The sequence below is a fragment of the Actinomadura physcomitrii genome (genome assembly GCF_008923205.2).
GTDB lineage: Bacteria > Actinomycetota > Actinomycetes > Streptosporangiales > Streptosporangiaceae > Spirillospora > Spirillospora physcomitrii.
Window position 1 is genome coordinate 64,728 of sequence record NZ_WBMS02000021.1, and the last position, 17,786, is coordinate 82,513.

At 73.3% G+C, this 17,786-nt stretch carries 18 protein-coding genes; 13 read left to right on the forward strand and 5 right to left on the reverse strand.

Translation table 11 applies throughout. From position 1 onward, the window contains the following. Nucleotides 1-97: 97 nt before the first annotated feature. The 5 genes from F8568_RS25505 to F8568_RS25525 all read left to right on the forward strand — a co-directional run bounded on the left by F8568_RS25505 (nucleotide 98) and on the right by F8568_RS25525 (nucleotide 4,493). Nucleotides 98-814 carry an ABC transporter permease gene (locus F8568_RS25505; RefSeq protein WP_151596228.1) on the forward strand — a complete coding sequence of 239 codons (717 nt, stop codon included), beginning with the start codon at nucleotides 98-100 and terminating at the stop codon, nucleotides 812-814. 101 nt (nucleotides 815-915) lie between these two features. Further along, nucleotides 916-2,049, forward strand: coding sequence for a sensor histidine kinase (locus tag F8568_RS50600; protein ID WP_151596229.1), 1,134 nt, complete (start codon nucleotides 916-918; stop codon nucleotides 2,047-2,049). Further along, nucleotides 2,046-2,651, forward strand: coding sequence for a response regulator transcription factor (locus tag F8568_RS25515; protein WP_151596230.1), 606 nt, complete (start codon nucleotides 2,046-2,048; stop codon nucleotides 2,649-2,651). The genes F8568_RS50600 and F8568_RS25515 overlap by 4 nt, the downstream gene beginning before the upstream one ends. Before the next feature lie 556 nt (nucleotides 2,652-3,207). Further along, nucleotides 3,208-3,978 (forward strand): ABC transporter ATP-binding protein, encoded by a 771-nt coding sequence (locus tag F8568_RS25520; protein WP_151596231.1) that lies wholly within the window; start codon nucleotides 3,208-3,210, stop codon nucleotides 3,976-3,978. After that, nucleotides 3,975-4,493, forward strand: coding sequence for an ATP-binding cassette domain-containing protein (locus tag F8568_RS25525; RefSeq protein ID WP_151596232.1), 519 nt, complete (start codon nucleotides 3,975-3,977; stop codon nucleotides 4,491-4,493). The genes F8568_RS25520 and F8568_RS25525 overlap by 4 nt, the downstream gene beginning before the upstream one ends. On the opposite strand, the gene F8568_RS25530 is transcribed toward F8568_RS25525, so the two are convergent. The 3 genes from F8568_RS25530 to F8568_RS48580 all read right to left on the reverse strand — a co-directional run bounded on the left by F8568_RS25530 (nucleotide 4,454) and on the right by F8568_RS48580 (nucleotide 8,527). Beyond that, on the reverse strand, nucleotides 4,454-6,337 hold the full coding sequence (locus tag F8568_RS25530) for a hypothetical protein (RefSeq protein ID WP_151596233.1): 1,884 nt from the start codon (nucleotides 6,335-6,337) through the stop codon (nucleotides 4,454-4,456). The genes F8568_RS25525 and F8568_RS25530 overlap by 40 nt on opposite strands. Nucleotides 6,338-6,361: 24 nt before the next feature. Then, a complete protein-coding gene (locus tag F8568_RS25535) occupies nucleotides 6,362-7,660 on the reverse strand; it encodes a hypothetical protein (protein WP_151596234.1) in 1,299 nt (432 codons plus the stop codon). 117 nt (nucleotides 7,661-7,777) lie between these two features. Beyond that, the gene (locus F8568_RS48580; RefSeq protein WP_151596235.1) at nucleotides 7,778-8,527 is read right to left on the reverse strand and encodes a CAP domain-containing protein; all 750 of its coding nucleotides are present in this window, start codon (nucleotides 8,525-8,527) and stop codon (nucleotides 7,778-7,780) included. A gap of 644 nt (nucleotides 8,528-9,171) precedes the next feature. Between F8568_RS48580 and rplM the strand changes: the two genes are divergently transcribed. The 3 genes from rplM to glmM all read left to right on the forward strand — a co-directional run bounded on the left by rplM (nucleotide 9,172) and on the right by glmM (nucleotide 11,759). Then, nucleotides 9,172-9,624, forward strand: coding sequence for a 50S ribosomal protein L13 (gene rplM, locus F8568_RS25545; protein ID WP_151542730.1), 453 nt, complete (start codon nucleotides 9,172-9,174; stop codon nucleotides 9,622-9,624). Nucleotides 9,625-9,733: 109 nt separating this feature from the next. Beyond that, nucleotides 9,734-10,228: a 30S ribosomal protein S9 gene (rpsI, locus tag F8568_RS25550; RefSeq protein ID WP_202125336.1), complete on the forward strand. Its 495-nt coding sequence runs from the start codon at nucleotides 9,734-9,736 to the stop codon at nucleotides 10,226-10,228. A 187-nt stretch (nucleotides 10,229-10,415) separates the two neighbouring features. Next, on the forward strand, nucleotides 10,416-11,759 hold the full coding sequence (gene glmM, locus F8568_RS25555; protein WP_328601004.1) for a phosphoglucosamine mutase: 1,344 nt from the start codon (nucleotides 10,416-10,418) through the stop codon (nucleotides 11,757-11,759). A gap of 73 nt (nucleotides 11,760-11,832) precedes the next feature. Here the strand turns inward: glmM and F8568_RS25560 are convergent, their stop codons facing one another. After that, complete coding sequence (locus tag F8568_RS25560) at nucleotides 11,833-12,171, reverse strand: hypothetical protein (protein WP_151596237.1); 339 nt, start codon at nucleotides 12,169-12,171, stop codon at nucleotides 11,833-11,835. A 28-nt stretch (nucleotides 12,172-12,199) separates the two neighbouring features. After that, nucleotides 12,200-13,021, reverse strand: a complete 822-nt coding sequence (locus F8568_RS25565) for an HNH endonuclease family protein (RefSeq protein WP_151596238.1) — start codon at nucleotides 13,019-13,021, stop codon at nucleotides 12,200-12,202. A 119-nt stretch (nucleotides 13,022-13,140) separates the two neighbouring features. On the opposite strand from F8568_RS25565, the gene F8568_RS25570 reads away from it, so the two are divergent. From F8568_RS25570 to F8568_RS25590, 5 genes are all read left to right on the forward strand, one after another. Next, entirely contained in the window at nucleotides 13,141-14,097 is a 957-nt protein-coding gene (locus F8568_RS25570) for a DUF389 domain-containing protein (RefSeq protein WP_151596239.1), read from the forward strand. Nucleotides 14,098-14,160: 63 nt separating this feature from the next. Next, nucleotides 14,161-15,213 (forward strand): ABC transporter ATP-binding protein, encoded by a 1,053-nt coding sequence (locus tag F8568_RS25575; protein ID WP_151596240.1) that lies wholly within the window; start codon nucleotides 14,161-14,163, stop codon nucleotides 15,211-15,213. Continuing rightward, on the forward strand, nucleotides 15,210-16,088 hold the full coding sequence (locus F8568_RS25580) for an ABC transporter permease (RefSeq protein WP_151596241.1): 879 nt from the start codon (nucleotides 15,210-15,212) through the stop codon (nucleotides 16,086-16,088). The genes F8568_RS25575 and F8568_RS25580 overlap by 4 nt, the downstream gene beginning before the upstream one ends. 52 nt (nucleotides 16,089-16,140) lie before the next feature. Further along, nucleotides 16,141-17,052, forward strand: a complete 912-nt coding sequence (locus F8568_RS25585) for an ABC transporter ATP-binding protein (RefSeq protein ID WP_151596242.1) — start codon at nucleotides 16,141-16,143, stop codon at nucleotides 17,050-17,052. A 7-nt stretch (nucleotides 17,053-17,059) separates the two neighbouring features. Next, on the forward strand, nucleotides 17,060-17,776 hold the full coding sequence (locus F8568_RS25590; RefSeq protein ID WP_151596243.1) for an ABC transporter permease: 717 nt from the start codon (nucleotides 17,060-17,062) through the stop codon (nucleotides 17,774-17,776). Nucleotides 17,777-17,786: the final 10 nt, after the last annotated feature.

Consider the following 17,786-nt stretch of genomic DNA (forward strand, 5'->3'; position numbering starts at 1 on the left):
GAACACCTGATGTTCTCCTCTACTGGCGGCGGGCCGCGGATCAATACCGTCGACAGAACTCCTACGAACCGATGATCGCGCGAACCGAAAGAGCGCCATGTTCCCCTATCTCTGGCTCGAACTGCGCAGGCTCGTCCGCGACAGCAGCTACGTGCTCGTGAGCGTGCTGCTGCCGGTCGGCATGTTCCTGCTGTTCTCCAGCCTCGGCGACGAGGCGACCAACCACGACCTCGTCCAGCTCATGGTCGGCATGGCCGGCTTCGGCGCGGTGGGCATCACGCTGAACAGCGGCACCGGCATCGCCGACGACCGGGCGCGCGGCTGGCTGCGCCAGTTGCGGCTGCTCCCGCTCGGACCCGCCAAGGTCGTGGTGGCGCGCGGTCTGTGCGCCATGGCGCTGTCGCTGCCGCCGATCGCGATCGTGTGCGTCGCCGGCGCGTTCAAGGGAGTGGACCTGAGCGTCGCGCAGTGGGTCTCGGTGGCCGCCCTGCTCTGGCTCGGCATCGCGCCGGTCGCCCTGCTCGGCCTCGGCATCGGCTACCTGTGCGCCCCGCAGCAGGCCCAGGCGATCGGCCTCGCCCTCTTCGTCGGCATGTCCATGGTCGGCGGGCTGTGGATCGAGGTCTCCGACTTCCCCGGCTGGCTGCAGGTCGTCTCCAAGATCACGCCCGTGTACAGCTACGCCGAGATCCCGCGCAGCGTCGGCTGGGACGAGGTCCCGCACGCGTTCGACATCGCCGCCCTCGCCGCCTGGACCATCGCCCTGATGGCGCTGGCCCTGTTCGCCTACCGGCGCACCGGCCGCCGCGCCTGACCCGCCGGAGCCGACAGATGCGCGGACGGCGTGATTGGGGCAGAGTTCTGAACGGGCACGCAGGCCCCTTCCGGACCGGATTCCGAGGGAGCGACACGACCGTGAAGGAGAGCGGCAAGGCGCCGTCACACGAGCAGTTCGACACCCAGCTCACTCCTCTTCCGTTCTACTTCTGGCTCGTCATCGCCACCGGCACGGCCTCCGGGGTACTGGAGGGCGAACTGAAGCCCACCTGGCTGGCGGGCCTCGGGCTGGTCGCGTTCGCCGTGCTGGACGTCGCGGCGATCCACCTGCACCTGCGCCGCCAGGCCCAGGTCCCGGCCCTGGCCGCGCTCGCGGCGCTCGGGGCGCTGACCGTCGCGATGAACGCCGGCTTCGGCCCCGACACCGACCCCCTGTTCGCGTTGCTGTCGATCGCCTGCGGGCTCATCGTCCCGTGGCGCTACTTCCTGCCGCCCATCGTCGTCGGCGCGGTGTCCGGCGTCGCGGCCCTGATGGCCTGGCGGCAGGGCGGCGACGTCTTCACCCTCTGGTACGGCAGCCTGTCGGCGGGCATCGTGGTGGCGATCCTGACCAGGCTCATGGCCGTCATCATCGAACTGCGCGACGCCCGCGAGGAACTCGCCCGGCACGCGGTGGTCGAGGAGCGGATCCGGTTCTCCCGCGACCTGCACGACCTGCTGGGCCACACGCTGTCGGTCATCGTGGTCAAGGCCGAGGGCATCCGCCGCGTCGCGCCGCGCGATCCGGGCGTCGCCGAGCGCTTCGCCGGCGACATCGAGGAGATCGGCCGGGAGGCGCTGCGCGAGGTGCGCGAGGCGGTCACCGGCTACCGCGAGTCCGGCGTCGCCGCCGAACTGGACAAGTCGTTCGAGACGCTGCGCGACGCCGGGATCGAGTGCGTCATCCGCCAGTCGGGCACCGCCCTGCCCGCCGACGCCGACACCCTCCTCGGCTGGGTGATCCGGGAGGGCGTCACCAACGTCATCCGGCACAGCGGGGCCGGACGCTGCGAGATCGACGTCCGCAACGACGACCACGAGCTGTCGGTGGAGATCCGCGACGACGGGAGGGGCGCCGGGGACGGCGACGAGCCGTCCGGCAACGGGCTGCGCGGGCTGCGCGAGCGGCTGGCGGCCGGCGACGGTATCGTGCAGGTGTCCTCCCGTCGCGGCGGCGGCTTCCGTCTTCGCGCCACGCTCCCCGCGCACCGCCCGGTCAAGGAGAAGGCATGATCCGTGTGCTGCTCGCCGAGGACCAGGGCATGATGCGCGATGCCCTGGTGCTGCTGCTGAACCTCGAGGAGGACCTCGAGGTCGTCGCCGAGACCGACCGCGGCGACGACGTCGTGCCGCGCGCGCTGGAGACCCGGCCCGACGTCGCGGTGGTCGACATCGAGCTTCCCGGCCGCAGCGGCCTGGACGTCATCACCGACCTGCACCAGCGGCTCCCGGCCTGCCGGGTGCTGATCGTCACCACGTTCGGCCGCCCCGGCTACGTGCGCCGGGCGATGGACGCCGGCGCCGCGGGCTTCCTGGTCAAGGACAGCCCCGGGCACGAGCTCGCGGCCGCGATCCGGCGGGTGCTGGCGGGCGAGCGGGTGATCGACCCGGAGCTCGCCACCACCGCGCTGGCGGTCGGCCCGAACCCGCTCACCGAGCGCGAGCTCGAGGTGCTGGCGGCGGCCGACGACGGCGCCACCGCCGCGGACATCGCCAAGCTGCTGAGCCTGTCGGAGAACACGGTCCGCAACTACCTGTCGGGGATCATCCAGAAGACCGGCGCGCGCAACCGCATCGAGGCGATCCAGAAGGCAAGGCGCAACGGCTGGCTCTAGCCACCGGGCGATCCGTGCTCTGGCCGTCCGCCAACGGGACGAGGGGGGCGCGGTCGAAGCCCGCGGGCCCTACGCGCGTCCGCGGTAGGCCGACCGGCAGGCGATCACCCCGGCGACCAGCACCGTGATCACACCGACCTGCTGCACGCCCTCCCCACGACCTGCCCGCCGACCGTCGCCGCGCGCGGTGCCGTCCACCTGCTCGCCCCGTTGCTCATCCGTCCTCCCGTTGATGGGTAACACGACCCGGTCATCGTGACGACACGACGGACCGCACGACGTCCCCCGGAGGACGACTCCACGCGTACGCCGAGCGGCGTACGAGCCGGAACCGCGCGTACGCCGGTGAACGGACGAGGGGATCAGCGGCACCGCGCCCTGCCCGGTCGGGGATGGCCGGAACCAGCTAACAAAGGTTGAACCTTTAAAAAATCGGTCTAAAGGACCACTCGTCGTCCGCGACCCATTGACTTCGCTGGAAGCACCCGGTACCAAAGGATCAACCAAAGAACCTCCCTGCCACCAGGGCAATCGTCCGAACGGAGGTGGCCATGCCATGGGCGGGCTGCTGGAGCTCACCGACGTCACCGTCCGCTACGGCACCGACATCCATCCGGTGCAAGGCCTGACGATGAGCGTCCAAGAAGGCGGCACGGTGGCGCTCGTCGGGAGCAACGGGGCGGGCAAGACGACCCTGCTGCGGGCGCTGTCGGGCACCCTGCGGTTCCACCGCGGCGCCATCAGCGCGGGCGGCGTCAGCCTGGCCGGCGACCGGATCGACCGGCTCGACCCGGCCGACATCGTCCGCCGCGGGATCGGGCACGTGCCCGAGGGCCGGCGGATCTTCAAGGAGCTGACCGTCGAGGAGAACCTGCTGGTCGGCTCGCTCGCGCTCGGCGCGCGCAAGGAGAGGCGCGCGGTGCTGGACGAGATGCTCGACCTGTTCCCCGTCCTGCGCAGGAAGCGCCGGACCGGGGCGGCCCTGCTGTCCGGCGGCGAGCAGCAGCTGCTCGCCATCGGACGAGCGCTGATGTCCCGCCCGAAACTGCTGATGCTGGACGAACCGTCCCTCGGCCTCGCCCCGACCACGATCTCCATGGTCGGCGACGTGATCGCCCGGATCGCGGAGCGCGGCACGACCGTCCTGCTGGCCGAGCAGAACATCGCGCTGGCGCGGCGGCTGGCGACCCAGGTGCTGGTCCTGCGGCTCGGCCGGGTGGAGTGGCGCGGTGGCCCCGAGGAGATGGGCGACAGCGGCGTCGTCCGCGACCTCTACCTGGGCGGCTCGGCGAGCGGCCGCGAGCGGGCCGCGGAGGCCGGGTCATGAGCGGCGCGACGGCGCTGGCGGTCGAGGGCGTGAGCGTCGACTTCTCCGGTGTGCGCGCGCTGAACGACGTCAGCCTGGACGTCCCGCAGGGCTCGGTGTCGGCGGTCATCGGCCCGAACGGCGCCGGCAAGTCGACGCTGTTCAACGTGATCACCGGCTTCTACCGGCCGAGCGCGGGACGGGTCCGGCTGGGCGCGGCGGAGCTGACGAGCATGCGGCCGCACCGGATCGCCAGGCTCGGTGTCAGCCGCACGTTCCAGAACCTGGAGCTGTCCGGCGGCGAGAGCGTCCTGGAGAACATCATGCTGGGCTGCTACCTGCGCGGACGCAGCGGAGTGGTGGGGGGCGGGGGGGGGGGGGCCCGCGCGGCCGGGGGGGGGGGGGCGCCGGGCCCGGGGGGGGCGCGGGGGGGGGGGGGGGGTCCGCCCCCCCGCCCCCCGCCGCCGTGTTCCGGTGTTCCGTGCGCGCGCTCCGGTCAGCCGTGTGCGCGCGCCTCGATGGGCCGCGCGCTGTAGCCGAGGAACTGCTGGGCGATCTGCTTGGCCAGCTTGTCGCCCGGCTTGACCTGGTGGCCGCCCGGGTCCTGGACGTAGGCGTAGATGACGTACCGGCCGCGGACGGTGACGGCCGCGTAGCCGCCGGCCCGGTCGATGTCATTGGTCTGCTTGCCGGACATGCCGCGGAACCACTCGTAGGCGGCTGGGTCGCCGGCGCGGCTCACCCGCAGCGCCGCCGCCCGGTTCGGCATGACCGCGATCCCGGTCGTGACGGCCCACGTCTTGATCTTGTTGATGAAGGTGGCGCGGACGATCTTGCGGCAGTTCTCCTGCTGGAGCGCCTTCAGCATCGAGCCGCGCGCCGCGTAGCCGAGGTCCTTGTTGACGGACCAGCGGTCGCGGTCGAAGGCGCGGCTGCCGAGGTTGACGGACGTCTGCGGGAAGGCCTCGGTGAACGACAGGTCCTTCGGGTCGGTCTTCTCGTCGTTGATGTCGACCGGCCGCGGCTTGGGCGGCGTGCTCGGCTTCGGCGCGGCCGACCCGCTGCGGGTGGGCTCGGTGCGGGTGGGCTCGGCGTCCTTGCGGGTGGCGCCGTCGCCCTTCGAACCCGTCCCGCCGAGGAGGAACAGCGCGACGAGGGCGGCGAGCACGAGGCCCGCGCCGCCGCCGACGAGGACGATGCGCTGCCTGCCGCCGCCCCGGCGCGGCCGCCGGGTGCCGGGCGCGGACGGCCCGCCCGGGCCGCCGGAACCCGCCGGGCCCGGCTCGTCGAGCGGGACGCCGCCTTCGGCGTGGTAGACGGGGGTGATCACGGTGGCCATGGCGGGCTGCTCGGCCGTGGCGGTCGCGCCGCTCGCGTCGGTGTGCGGGTACGGCCCGCTGCCGGTGGGAGGCAGGACGCCGGGCGGCAGGATCGCGTCGGGGACCAGCACGGGGGCGACGGCCGCGGCCGCCTTCTCGGCCTCCATGGCCTTCTCGAACGCCACCATGCCGTCCGCCGCGTCGCGCGGCGGGGAGGGAGGCTCCGGCGCGGGCCGGGGCTCCTCGGCGGTCTTCAACGACGCGGCGGCCTTCGCCTGCGTCCGGGGCGCGGGCTGCGCGGCGGGCTGCGCGGCGGGCGGTGCGGCGGGCTGCGCGGCGGGCTGCGCGGCGGGCGGTGCGGACCGCTCGGCCTCTGCGGCGGGCTCGGCCGGAGCGGCGGGCTCGTCGTCCTTCGCGGGAAGCGGCGGCGCGATGCCCATCGGCCCGGTCGCCGTGGAGGGAGGCGGTGCGTCCTCGGCCGCCTCGCCGTCCGTGCCGGAGGGGGCCGGCTTGGGCGCGGCGTCCTCGTCGGGACGGACGGGGGCGAAGCCGTCCGGGTCGGTGTCGCCGAAGGCGAGGGGCCGCTTGCGGAGCGGCTCGGACGGGACGGCGCGGCGCGAGTCGATGCTCGGGACGCCGACCCCGGCGACGAGCGTGCCGGGCGGGACCGTGTCGTCCGGCGCCTCGGCCTCGCCGGACGCCGTGGTGTCCGCGTCGTCCGAGGCCTCCGCGGTCTCAGGGGCGGCGGCTCCGGCGCCGGCGGTGCCGCCGGCGCCGTTCGTGTCGGCCGCGGGTTCGGCGGCCCACCAGGGGGTCTGCAGGCCGAACGGGGGCAGCCGGAAGGGGGCGGACGCGGACGGAGCCTCGTCGGCGGCGGCGCCGGCCGCGGGGGCGGGGGCGGCGGTCTCGTCGTCCGAGGCCTGGCTGGCGGGAGCGGCCTCGGTGGCGGCGGAGCCTCCCTCGGGAGGGGCCGCACCGAAGCTCGGGGGCGCCGAAGCGGCGGGGGCGGCGGCCGTCCCCGCCTCCTCGGCGGTCTCCCGGGTGTCTCTAGGTCCAGACATAAGCAGACAGGGTATTCAAACCGGTCATTTCTTGAGGGGTTTGCCTTCTGTTTCCCTGTAGTGCAGGGCGAGGGCGAGGTCGCTGCCCTTGTACAGCTCGGCGCCGAAGACGCTGACCGCCTTATGGTACTTGGCGGCGATCGCCTTGCCGTCCGGCCGCTGCACCCAGGTCATGACGACGTAGTGGCCGCGCGCCTGCGAGGTGCCGAACGCGAGGCCCTTGCCGGCCTTCTTGGTGACGCCCTTGCCCGGCAGGGCCTGCAGGAACGCGTCCTTGGCGGACGCGGCCTTCACGGCCAGCTTGGCGGCGCTCTCGGACTTGAGGTTGAGCACCCCGATGGTGCCGATGAGCGAACCGGTGTCGAGCGCGTAGGTCGCGCGGAGCGCCTGGGTGCAGTCGCCCTTCTTCAGGGCCTTCTCCAGGGCGGCGCCGCCGACGACGGCGCTGCACTTCGTCGTGGAGCTGGCGGCGGTCCGCACGTACTTGTGGCCGGCCGCCTTGAACGACGACTTGCCGAACACCTCCGCCAGCGTCAGCTTCACGGGGTCGGTGGTGCGGCTCTGCAGCTTCACCGCCTGCAGCGGCGGGACGGTCGGCGTCGCGGGGGCGGTCGGCTTGCTGGACGCGGCCGCGGGCGGCGCCTTCTTCGCGGGCTTCGAGTCGTCCTTCATCATCGACGCGGCGCCGACGCCGCCGCCGATGAGGACCAGCCCGGCGACGACCGCGCCGCCGATGATCAGCGGGAGGCGGCGCCGGCCGGCCGGGGCGTCCTCGCCGGACGGCCCGGGGGGCGCGCCGTCGAAGTCGCCCTGCGGGTAGCCGCCGGGCATCGGGGCGCCGTAGGGGTCGTCCCCGGGGTCGCCGTGGCCGAAGCCGCCGGGCGCCTGCCCGAACTGCTGCTCGTGCCCGAACTGGTCGTGCCCGAGCTGCTCGTTCCGGCCCTGCGCGAAGGGGTCGTGGCCGGCGGGTCCGAAGTCGCCCGGCGGGAAGGCGTCCTGGCCTCCCGGCGCGGGAGGCTCGCCCCAGATGGCCGTCGCGCCCGTCGGGCCGCCCAGCGGCTCGGCCCCCATGGACGGCGCGGACGGCGCGGCGAAGGGCTTCGCCTCCAGCGGGCCCGTGCCGAAGGGCTCGGCCTCCAGCGGGCCGGTTCCGAAGAAGTCGGCACCGAACGGGCGCGCGCCGGACGCCTCGCCGTGCGGGGCGGAGGTCTCGTCGTTGTCGTTGCCGTACGGTGGCGCCTCGGCTCCGGAGCCGTACGGCGCCTGCGGCGACGGCCCCGGTGGCCGGCCGCCGGGCCTGCCTTGATCGCCCGGATAACCCATGGCTCTGGACCTTACCGTTCCTCGTTCAGGGCTCTGGACCTTCGGAACACCCACCATGACATGGGGGCGAACCGGGCGCCGGTGCTTTGCGGAAGGTCACCGTGCGGGCCCGGGCCGTCACGTCCAGCCGAAGTCCTGGGTCCACAGCGGGCCGTCCGGGCCCGCGGCCATGCCGACGCCGATCGCGCGGAGCCCGCAGTTGAGGATGTTCGCGCGGTGGCCGGGACTGTCCATCCAGCCGTCGACGACGGCGGCGGCCGTGGCGTATCCCTTGGCGATGTTCTCCGCGCCGGGGCTGGGGTAGCCGGCGTCGAGCATCCGGATCCAGGGGCTGTCGCCGTCGAGGGAGTCGTGGTCGAAGTAGCCGTGCGCGGCCATGTCGGCCGAGTGCGCGCGCGCCGCGGCGGCGAGGCGCGGGTCGGCGCGGAGCGGTCGGCAGCCCGCCTTGGCGCGCTCGGCGTTGGTGAGCGCGACGACGGCGCTCGCCGGGACGGCCGCGCCGGGCGCCTCCGTCGGGCCGTTCGCGGGCCGGTCGCCGTCCATGGTGGACGGCGCCGTCTTCGGTGCGGACGGCCCGGGGGAGGGCGACGAGGAGTGCTCCGTCCTCGGCGACGGCGTGACCGCACCACCGGCGGGGGCGCCGGTGGGCGCGGTGCGCGCGCCGCGTCCCGGCCCGGCGCCGCTTCCCGTCCCGGAGCCGGGCTCGTCGCCGCGCAGGCCCGGGTTCCCGCGGCCGGACGGCCCGTCGCCGCGGTCGGACGCGGCGATCGGCTCCGACCGCAGCTGGGGCAGGACGAGCCGGTCGAGCGCGAGGCCCGTGCCGATGGCGAGGGCCGACGCGCCGATCGTCACCGCGATCGCGATCAACGGCCGGGCGCCGGAGCGTCCCTTGCGCGCGCGGCGCCGCCGCCGCGGGCCCGCGGCCCGGCCGCCCCGCCCGACAGGCGCGGCGGAAGACGCGGAGGACGGGGAGGACGGGGAGGACGCGGAGGAGAAGGAACGACCGCGCGCCGCGGGCTCACCGGAGTGCCGGGCCTGATGGCGTCCGGGCCGTCGGCGGGATCTGCGGGCAGGGGACAGCGGGGGCTCCCGGGTGCGGGCCGGCGGCGCCGGCGTGGACCGGTCGGCGGCACCTTATCCCTATAAGGAGAAGCGAATCCCAAGATCGTCTGAAACCGCCCTCCGGCCAGGGCGGGGCCGCCGGGACCCGGCCCCGCGGCGATGCTGCATACTGGAGAGCGGCTGGGAGACTGCCACAGCGTCCCGCGTTTTGACCCGCGTGCGTCCGCGCGGGTATCCTGCGGGTTTGTTGTATGCGTCGACGCCTGTCCGGGCGGGAGACGAATCGCAACGACGTGTCGGTGTGCCCCATCAGCGTGTCCGTCCCGGGGGACGGGTGCGCGCGTTACGGGCCCCGGCCTCCCGGAGCGCCAGGTCGGAGATCCCAGTGTCCTGATCGGCGCGAGCAGGATATCCGCTGTGAAGTCGACGAGAAACGAAGGCTGACGACCGTGCGCACGTACACCCCTAAGCCCGCTGACGTACAGCGTCAGTGGTACGTCATCGACGCGACCGATGTCGTGCTGGGCCGTCTCGCCAGTCAGGTCGCGCAGCTGCTTCGGGGTAAGCACAAGCCCATCTACGCCCCGCACCTCGACACCGGTGACTTCGTCGTCATCGTGAACGCCGACAAGGTGGCGCTGTCGGGCAACAAGCTGGAGCAGAAGAAGGCCTACCGGCACTCGGGCTACCCGGGCGGTCTGCGCTCGGTGGCCTACGGCGACCTGCTGGCCAAGCACCCCGAGCGGGCGGTCGAGAAGGCGATCAAGGGCATGCTGCCCAAGAACTCCCTCGGCCGGAAGATGTTCGGGAAGGTGAAGGTCTACGCCGGTCCGGACCACCCGCACCAGGCGCAGAAGCCGGTCCCGTTCGAGATCACCCAGATCAGCCAGCCCGCGAAGTAACGCGGCCGCGCGACCGCGCGCGCCCGCAGAGGCCGCCGGGGCACCCGGATCACCGGGCCCGCCGCCCTGGCTAGAACACCTGAGGAGAAGCGTGACCGAGTCCATCGAGATGCCCGCCGAGGGCGCCGACCTCGACTCCTACGAGGACGCTCCGTCCGAGTACAGCACCGAGACCCCCGAGGCCGCCGGCGAGAGCTACCTGGGCCAGCCGGTCGCCACCGGCCCGGCCGCGGGCACCGGCCGCCGCAAGCAGGCCATCGCGCGGGTCCGGATCGTGCCGGGCTCCGGCCAGTGGAAGATCAACGGCCGCACCCTGGACCAGTACTTCCCGAACAAGGTCCACCAGCAGATCGTGAACGAGCCGTTCGTGCTGCTCGGCCTGGAGGGCCAGTTCGACGTCCTCGCCCGGGTCAACGGCGGCGGCACCACCGGCCAGGCCGGCGCGCTGCGCCTCGGGATCTCCCGCGCGCTGCAGTTCGCGAACATCGAGCACCGCCCGGCGCTGAAGAAGGCCGGGTTCCTCACCCGCGACGCGCGGGTGCCGGAGCGCAAGAAGGCCGGTCTCAAGAAGGCCCGCAAGGCGCCGCAGTACAGCAAGCGCTGATCGGCGGCACGAGCCGCCGCACCCCGTGGACGTTTCCGCGGCCGCCCCGCACGGGCGGCGCACCGGGTGCGGCGGCTCGCCCGTGTTCTGGGGGCCTGGCCCACTAGATTTGACCGCGTGGGCGGTCGGGACGCGCACCCGTTCCGGACACCCCGTGCGGTCTTTTCGTCTCTCCGGGAGTTGAACTGTGGCTCGTCTGTTCGGGACCGACGGCGTGCGAGGGCTCGCCAACCGCGACCTGACCGCCCCGCTGGCCATGGACCTGTCCGTCGCGGCGGCGCGGGTCCTCGGCGAGCGGGGCGCGTTCCGGGGGCACCGGCCGATGGCGGTGGTCGGGCGCGACCCGCGGGCCTCGGGTGAGTTCCTGGAGGCGGCGGTGGTGGCCGGGCTCGCGAGCTCGGGCGTGGACGTGCTGCGGCTCGGGGTGCTGCCGACGCCGGCGGTCGCGCACCTGACGCACGAGCTGGCCGCGGACCTCGGCGTGATGCTGTCGGCGTCGCACAACCCGGCGCCGGACAACGGGATCAAGTTCTTCGACCGCAGCGGCTACAAGCTGCCGGACGAGATCGAGGACCGGATCGAGGCGCGCCTCGGCGAGGCGTGGGAGCCGCCGACGGGCGCGGGCGTCGGCCGGGTCCGGGAGGCGCACGGCGCGGTCGAGCAGTACGTGGCGCACCTGCTGTCGACGCTGCCGGTGTCGCTGGACGGGCTGCGGGTGGTGGTCGACTGCGCGAACGGCGCGTCCAGCGAGGTGGCGCCGGAGGCGCTGCGCCGCGCGGGCGCCGAGGTGATCACCATCGGGACGGCGCCGGACGGGCTGAACATCAACTCCGGCTGCGGGTCGACGCATCTGGACGCGCTGTGCGCGGCGGTGCGCGAGCACGGCGCGGACGCGGGCATCGCCAACGACGGCGACGCCGACCGGTGCCTGGCGGTGACCGCGTCGGGCGAGGTGGTGGACGGCGACCAGATCATGGCGATCCTGGCGCTGGACCTGCGGGAGGCGGGCGCGCTCGCGGCCGGCACCGTGGTCGCGACGGTGATGTCGAACCTCGGGTTCAAGCTGGCGATGCGGGAGGCCGGCATCGCGGTGGTGGAGACCGCGGTCGGCGACCGGTACGTGCTGGAGGCGATGAAGGAGCGCGGGTTCGTCTTCGGCGGCGAGCAGTCCGGCCACGTGATCATGCTGGACCACGCGACGACCGGGGACGGCGTGCTGACCGGCCTGCACCTGCTGGCGGCGATGGTGCGGCGCGGCCGTCCGCTGGACGAGCTGGCGAAGGTGATGACCCGGCTGCCGCAGGTGCTGATCAACGTCAAGGACGTCGACAAGGGGCGCGCGAAGACCGACGCGGGGCTGGCGTCGGCGGTCGCGGAGGCCGAGGCGGAGCTGGGCGAGACGGGCCGGGTGCTGATCCGGCCGAGCGGCACCGAGCCGATGGTGCGGGTGATGGTGGAGGCGGCGTCGCACGACCAGGCGCAGTCCGTCGCCGAGCGGCTGGCCGGGGTCGTCCGCGACCTGCTCGGCTGAACCGGAGCCGGGGCGTCCGCGGCCTGCCCTGCCTGCCCGGCGCGGCGGGCGGGCCGGGCAGGGCGGGCCCGGATCAGGGCTCGTCGATCTCCAGGCGGCCGACCTTGAGGTGCCTGATCTCGACGGTGCCCGCCTCCAGATGGTCGATGATCGCCCGCTTCACCACGAGCTTGCCGATCGCGACGGCACCGATGGCGATCGCGCCGAGCGCCATGGAGCCGATGGCGAGGGAGCCGAGGCCGTTGCCGAGGCGCAGGGTGAGGCCGGTGGCGGACGCGCCGGTCACCTCGGCGCCGGTCGCGCGGGCGCCGACGCCGCGCTCGGTGCGCACGCGGGGCCGCTCGGCGGCGCCGGTGTCCTCCGCCGCTTCGGGGCTCTGGGCGTCCGGCCTGTCGTCGGGTTCGTTGCTCATCCGATGAGCATATTCGGGCGGGCCGCCGTCAGCCGCCGCACAGCTCGAGCATCTTCTGCTTGTCCGCGGAGGTCACCGGCAGGTCGTACTTCAGCGACACCTGCGCGATGCGGACGCTGTAGGAGCAGCGGACGCGCTTGTTCGGCGGCAGCCACGACGCCGGCCCCGAGTCGCTCTTGGCGCCGTTCAGCGGGCCGTCCACCGGGATGAGGTTCAGCGGGTCGTTGGCGATCGACTCGCGCTTGCCCTTCGTCCACCGCGACGCGCCCATCTGCCAGTCGTACGACAGCGGCATGACGTGGTCGATCTGGATGGCGGTCGCGTGCGACTTCGTCCAGTGGATGGTCTTGCCGGAGTACGGGTCGTCGAGCGTGAGGGAGACGATGACGCAGTCGGACCCGGGCCGGTACTTCACGTCCTCCCCGTCGCGTTTCAGCAGGTCGTTGCGGGTGTCGCAGCCGTTGCGGGCGAACGGCACGCCGGGCGCGCTGTCCATCCACGCGTAGCCGAACTCGTCGCGGTCGTAGCCGGTCTTGGGGCCGCGTCCCTTGGTGGCGACCTTGCCGATGAGCGCGCGGGCCTTGGCCCGGTCGCCGTCGGAGGTGATGGCGGCGAGGCCCGGCTTGGTGCCCTCGGGGTTGTCGAGGGGGCTGACCGCATGTCCGTCATTGCGGGACGGCCCCGACCCGCCCCCGCCGGACGCCCCGTCCGACCCGGTCGCGCCCGCGTCCGTCTTGCAGCCGGACGCCGCGAGCGGGACCGTGAGCGCGAGCGCCGCCGCCGCGACGGCCGTCCGGCGCCGTTCCCGTCGGGGCGCGTGTCCCCACCGCAGCCCGTTGCGCCGCGTCATGCCCTCACCACCTGGAGTTTTCTGTCGTCTTTCACCCACATGCGGGTAAATAAACGATCAAATCGTACGGACTCGCCCCGGCGCCACGTTCAGCGGGCTTTTGCGGCAGCATGTGGCGGGTGCTGCACCTCAGAGCGATCGTCCCGCCGGACCGCACCGACGCCGTCTGCGCGGCGCTGGCGGACTGCGCGGGCGCCACGAACGTCGTCGTCCTCCCCGGAGCCGCGCGCAGCCCGCGCGGCGACCTGGTCCAGATCGACGTGGCCCGCGAGTCGGCCAACGAGGTCCTCGACGCGCTGCGCCGGTTCGGCATCGACAAGGACGGCTCCATCGCGATGGAGAAGATCGACCTGTCGATGTCGGCGGTCGCCGAGCGGGCCGAGCGGCGCGCGCCCGGCCACGGCGACGACGCCGTCGTGTGGGACGAGTTCGACCGGCAGGTCACCGAGGGCACCATCCTGACCTGGTCGTTCATCGCGTTCCTCGCGCTGGCGACGCAGCTGGCCGGGATCGCCGCGCTGATCGACTCGCCGGTCCTGGTCGTCGGCGCGATGGTGCTCGGGCCGGAGTTCGCCGCGATCGCGGCGATCTGCTACGGGATCTTCCGGCGGCAGCCGGGGCGGATCTGGCAGGCGGTCCGCGCGCTGCTCGTCGGGTTCGTCTGCGCGATCGCCATCACCTACGTGTGCGCGCTGGTCAGCAAGTGGATCGGGGTCATCGAGACCGACCGGCTGCCCGCGAGCCGGCCGCTGACCGCGTTCATCTACAGCCCGGACCGCTGGTCGTTCATCGTCGCGCTGCTCGCCGGCGCCGCCGGGGTGCTGTCGCTGACGGCCGGGAAGTCCTCGGCGCTGGTCGGCGTCTTCATCTCGGTCACCACCGTCCCGGCCGCGGGCAACCTCGCGGTCGCGATGGCGCTGCGGCACGGCTCGGAGATCACCGGGTCGCTGGAGCAGCTCGCCGTCAACCTCGCCGGGATGATCATCGCGGGGACGGTGACGCTGTTCGTCCAGCGGGCCGTGTGGAACGCCGTCCTCCGGCAGAGGGGCCGATCGGCCGCGAAACAGTCGACTTAAGGCCCATCCCCCTACCACCCAAGGGTGACGCCGCGGCACCGCCCAGCCGCTAGGTTCGGGGACATGCCGATTATCGCCACCCAGGGCCTGACGATGAGGTTCCCCCGGGTGACCGCCCTGGACGACCTGACGGTGGCCGTCGAGCCCGGCGTCGTCGGGCTGGTCGGCGCCAACGGCGCCGGCAAGTCGACGCTGATCAAGATCCTGCTCGGCCTGCAGCCCCCGTCCGCCGGCACCGCGACCGTGCTGGGCATGGACATCGCCCGCGAGGGCGTCCGGATCCGGGAGAGCGTCGGGTTCATGCCCGAGTACGAGTGCCTCCCGCCGGACGTGTCCGCGACCGAGTTCGTCGTGCACATGGCGCGGATGTGCGGGCTGCCGCCGACCGCCGCGCGCGAGCGCGCCGCCGACACGCTGCGCCACGTCGGGCTGTACGAGGAGCGCTACCGCCCCATCGGCGGCTACTCGACCGGCATGCGGCAGCGGGTGAAGCTGGCGCAGGCCCTCGTGCACGACCCGAAGCTGGTCTTCCTGGACGAGCCCACCAACGGCCTCGACCCGGCCGGGCGAGACGAGATGCTCGACCTGATCCGGCGCATCGGCGCCGAGTTCGGCATCAGCGTGCTGGTCACCTCGCACCTGCTCGGCGAGCTGGAACGGGTCTGCGACCACGTGGTCATCATCGACGGCGGGAAGCTGCTGCGCTCCCAGGCCGTCGAGGCCTACACCGCCGAGAGCGGCGTGCTCACCGTCGAGGTGGACGAGGGCCGTGACCGGCTCGGGCAGCACCTGTACGACCAGGGCGTGTCCGTGCACCCGGAGGGCCGGTTCCTGGTCATCGACGTCGCCGGGGAGACGACCTACGACCTCGTCCGGGACGGCGTCGCCGACCTCGGGCTGCGGCTGATCCGGATGGAGCAGCGCCGCCACCACATCGAAGAGGTCTTCCAGACCGCCCCGGCCCAGACCGTCCCACCCGGCCAGCCTAGCCCGCCCGGGGCCCCGCCACCGCCGGGCCCACCCGGAGCGGCGCCGTCCGGCCCGCCCGGCGTGCCGCCCCCCGCCGGGCCGCCCGTCCCGTCGCCGCCCGGCGCGCCGCAGGGAGGCCCGCGATGAGCACCAGCACCATCCACGACATCGGCTACCGCCACTACGAGGGCCGCCGCAGCGGCCGCGCGTACGTGATGCGGTCGCTGTACGTGCACAACCTGCGCGCCGCCTTCGGCCTCGGACGGCCCGCCCGCGCGAAGGTGATGCCGTTCCTGCTCGCCGCCATCATGCTGCTGCCGGCCGCCGGGTCGGTCGCGGTCGTCGCGGTCGCCAAGCGGCCCGAGGCGCTGATGCGCTACTCCTCCTACGCGGTCACCCTCCAGGTCATCATCGCGATCTTCCTGGCCACGCAGGCGCCGGTGCTGGCGTCCCGGGAGATCCGCTTCCACACCGTCCCGCTGTACTTCTCCCGCCCGGTCGGCCACCTCGACTTCGTGCTGGCGAAGCTCGGCGCGCTCGCCACCGCGCTGTTCGCGCTGATGGCGGTGCCCGTGACGGTGCTGTACATCGGCGGTCTCGTGACGAAGGTCCCGGACTCCTGGCACCAGTTCCTGCACTACCTCGCGGGTCTCGCCGGCTGCGTGCTGTTCGCGCTGGTGCTCGCCGCGATCGGGACGGTGGTCGCCGCGTTCACCCCGCGCCGCGGGCTCGGCGTCGCCGCCGTCATCGCCGTGTACATGATCACCAGCACGTTCACGCTGATCATCCAGGGCATCGCCGAGCACCAGACCAACTTCACCCTGGCCGGCTGGATCGGGCTCCTCGCCCCTTTCAACCTGGTCGACATCGTGCAGGTGCGGCTGCTCGGGCAGGCGAAGTCCGCGGTGGACGTGCCGTCCGGCACGTTCAGCGGCTTCGTCGCCCTCGCATTGTGCGCGCTGATCGTCGCCGGCTCCATCGCGGTCGTGTACCGCCGGTTCCGGAAGGCGGGCCTGTCATGAGCGGAGCGAACCGGGGGGCGTGGGGGGTCGTCCCCCCTCGAAGGAGCAGGTCTTGAGCGAGATCAGGCTGGAGAAGGTGTCGCGCTGGTACGGCAACGTCGTCGCCGTCAACGGCGTGTCGATGACGATCGGACCGGGCGTCACCGGGCTCCTCGGCCCGAACGGCGCCGGGAAGTCCACGCTCATCCACATGATGGGCGGGTTCCTCGCCCCCTCGTCCGGGACGATCACCCTGGACGGCGAGCCGATCTGGCAGAACCCCGGCATCTACCGGCGGCTCGGGCTCGTGCCCGAGCGCGAGAGCGCCTACGACTTCCTGACCGGCGAGCAGTTCGTGCTGGCCATGGCGAAGCTGCACAAGCTGCCCGACCCCGGGGCCGCCGCCCGCCAGGCCATCGGCCGGGTCGAGATGGCGTACGCGGCGGGCCGGACGATCGGCACCTACTCCAAGGGCATGAAGCAGCGGATCAAGATGGCGTCCGCGCTCGTGCACGACCCGCCCGTCCTGCTGCTGGACGAGCCGTTCAACGGGATGGACCCGCGCCAGCGCCTCCAGCTGATGGACCTGATCACCCGGATGGCGGAGGAGGGCCGCACGATCCTGTTCTCCTCGCACATCCTGGAGGAGGTCGAGCGGCTCGCCGGGCACATCGAGGTGATCGTGGCGGGCCGGCACGCCGCGTCCGGCGACTTCCGCAAGATCCGCCGGCTGATGACCGACCGGCCGCACATCTTCCTCGTCCGCTCGTCCGACGACCGGGGCCTCGCCGCCGCCGTCATCGCCGACGGCTCGGCCCGCAGCGTCCAGCTCACCGACAAGGGGCTGCGCGTCGAGGCCGTCGACTTCCAGCGCTTCACCTGGCTGCTCCCGCAGGTGTCGCGGGACGCCGGCGTCCGGCTGTGGGAGGTCTCCCCGGCCGACGAGTCCCTCGAAAGCGTCTTCTCCTACCTGGTGGCCCGGTGATGCTCCGATGAACGCGACCATTGCGATGATCACCTTCCGGGCGATGCTCGGCCGGCGGCGCGCGCTGCTCCTGCTCGCCCTGCCGGCGCTGCTGATCGTCCTGGCGGTCGTGCTGCGCTGGACCGGCAACGACGACCTGGACATCTCGGCGGACGTGCTGCAGCAGTTCGGCCTGGCGACCCTGCTGCCGCTGCTCGCGCTGATCGCCGGCACCGGCGTGATCGGCCCGGAGATCGACGACGGCCAGATCATGTACGTGCTGACCAAGCCGATCCCGCGGCAGGTGATCGTGCTGACGAAGCTGGCGGTCGCGATCGTGCTGGTCGCGGGCTTCTCGGTCGTTCCGACCCTGCTGGCGGGACTGCTGCTGACCGGGACGACCGCGCAGCTGGTGCCCGCCTTCACCGTCGGCGTGCTGGTCGGCGGCGTCGCCTACAGCGCGGTGTTCGTGGCGCTGGCGGTGCTGAGCCGCAACGCGGTCACGATCGGACTGCTGTACGCGCTGGTGTGGGAGACGCTGCTCGGCAGCTTCGCGCCGGGCGCCAAGTCGGCGTCGATCCAGCAGTGGGCGCTGTCGGTCACCGACGCGCTCACCCCCGCGTCGCCGGTCAGTTCGTCGGTGGACCTCGGTGTCGCGATCCCGCTGCTCGTGGCCGTGACGGTGGGCGCCGCGTTCCTGGCGGCGTTCCGGCTGCGCTCGCTGACCATCGCCAGCGCCGAGTAGGAGCGGGGCG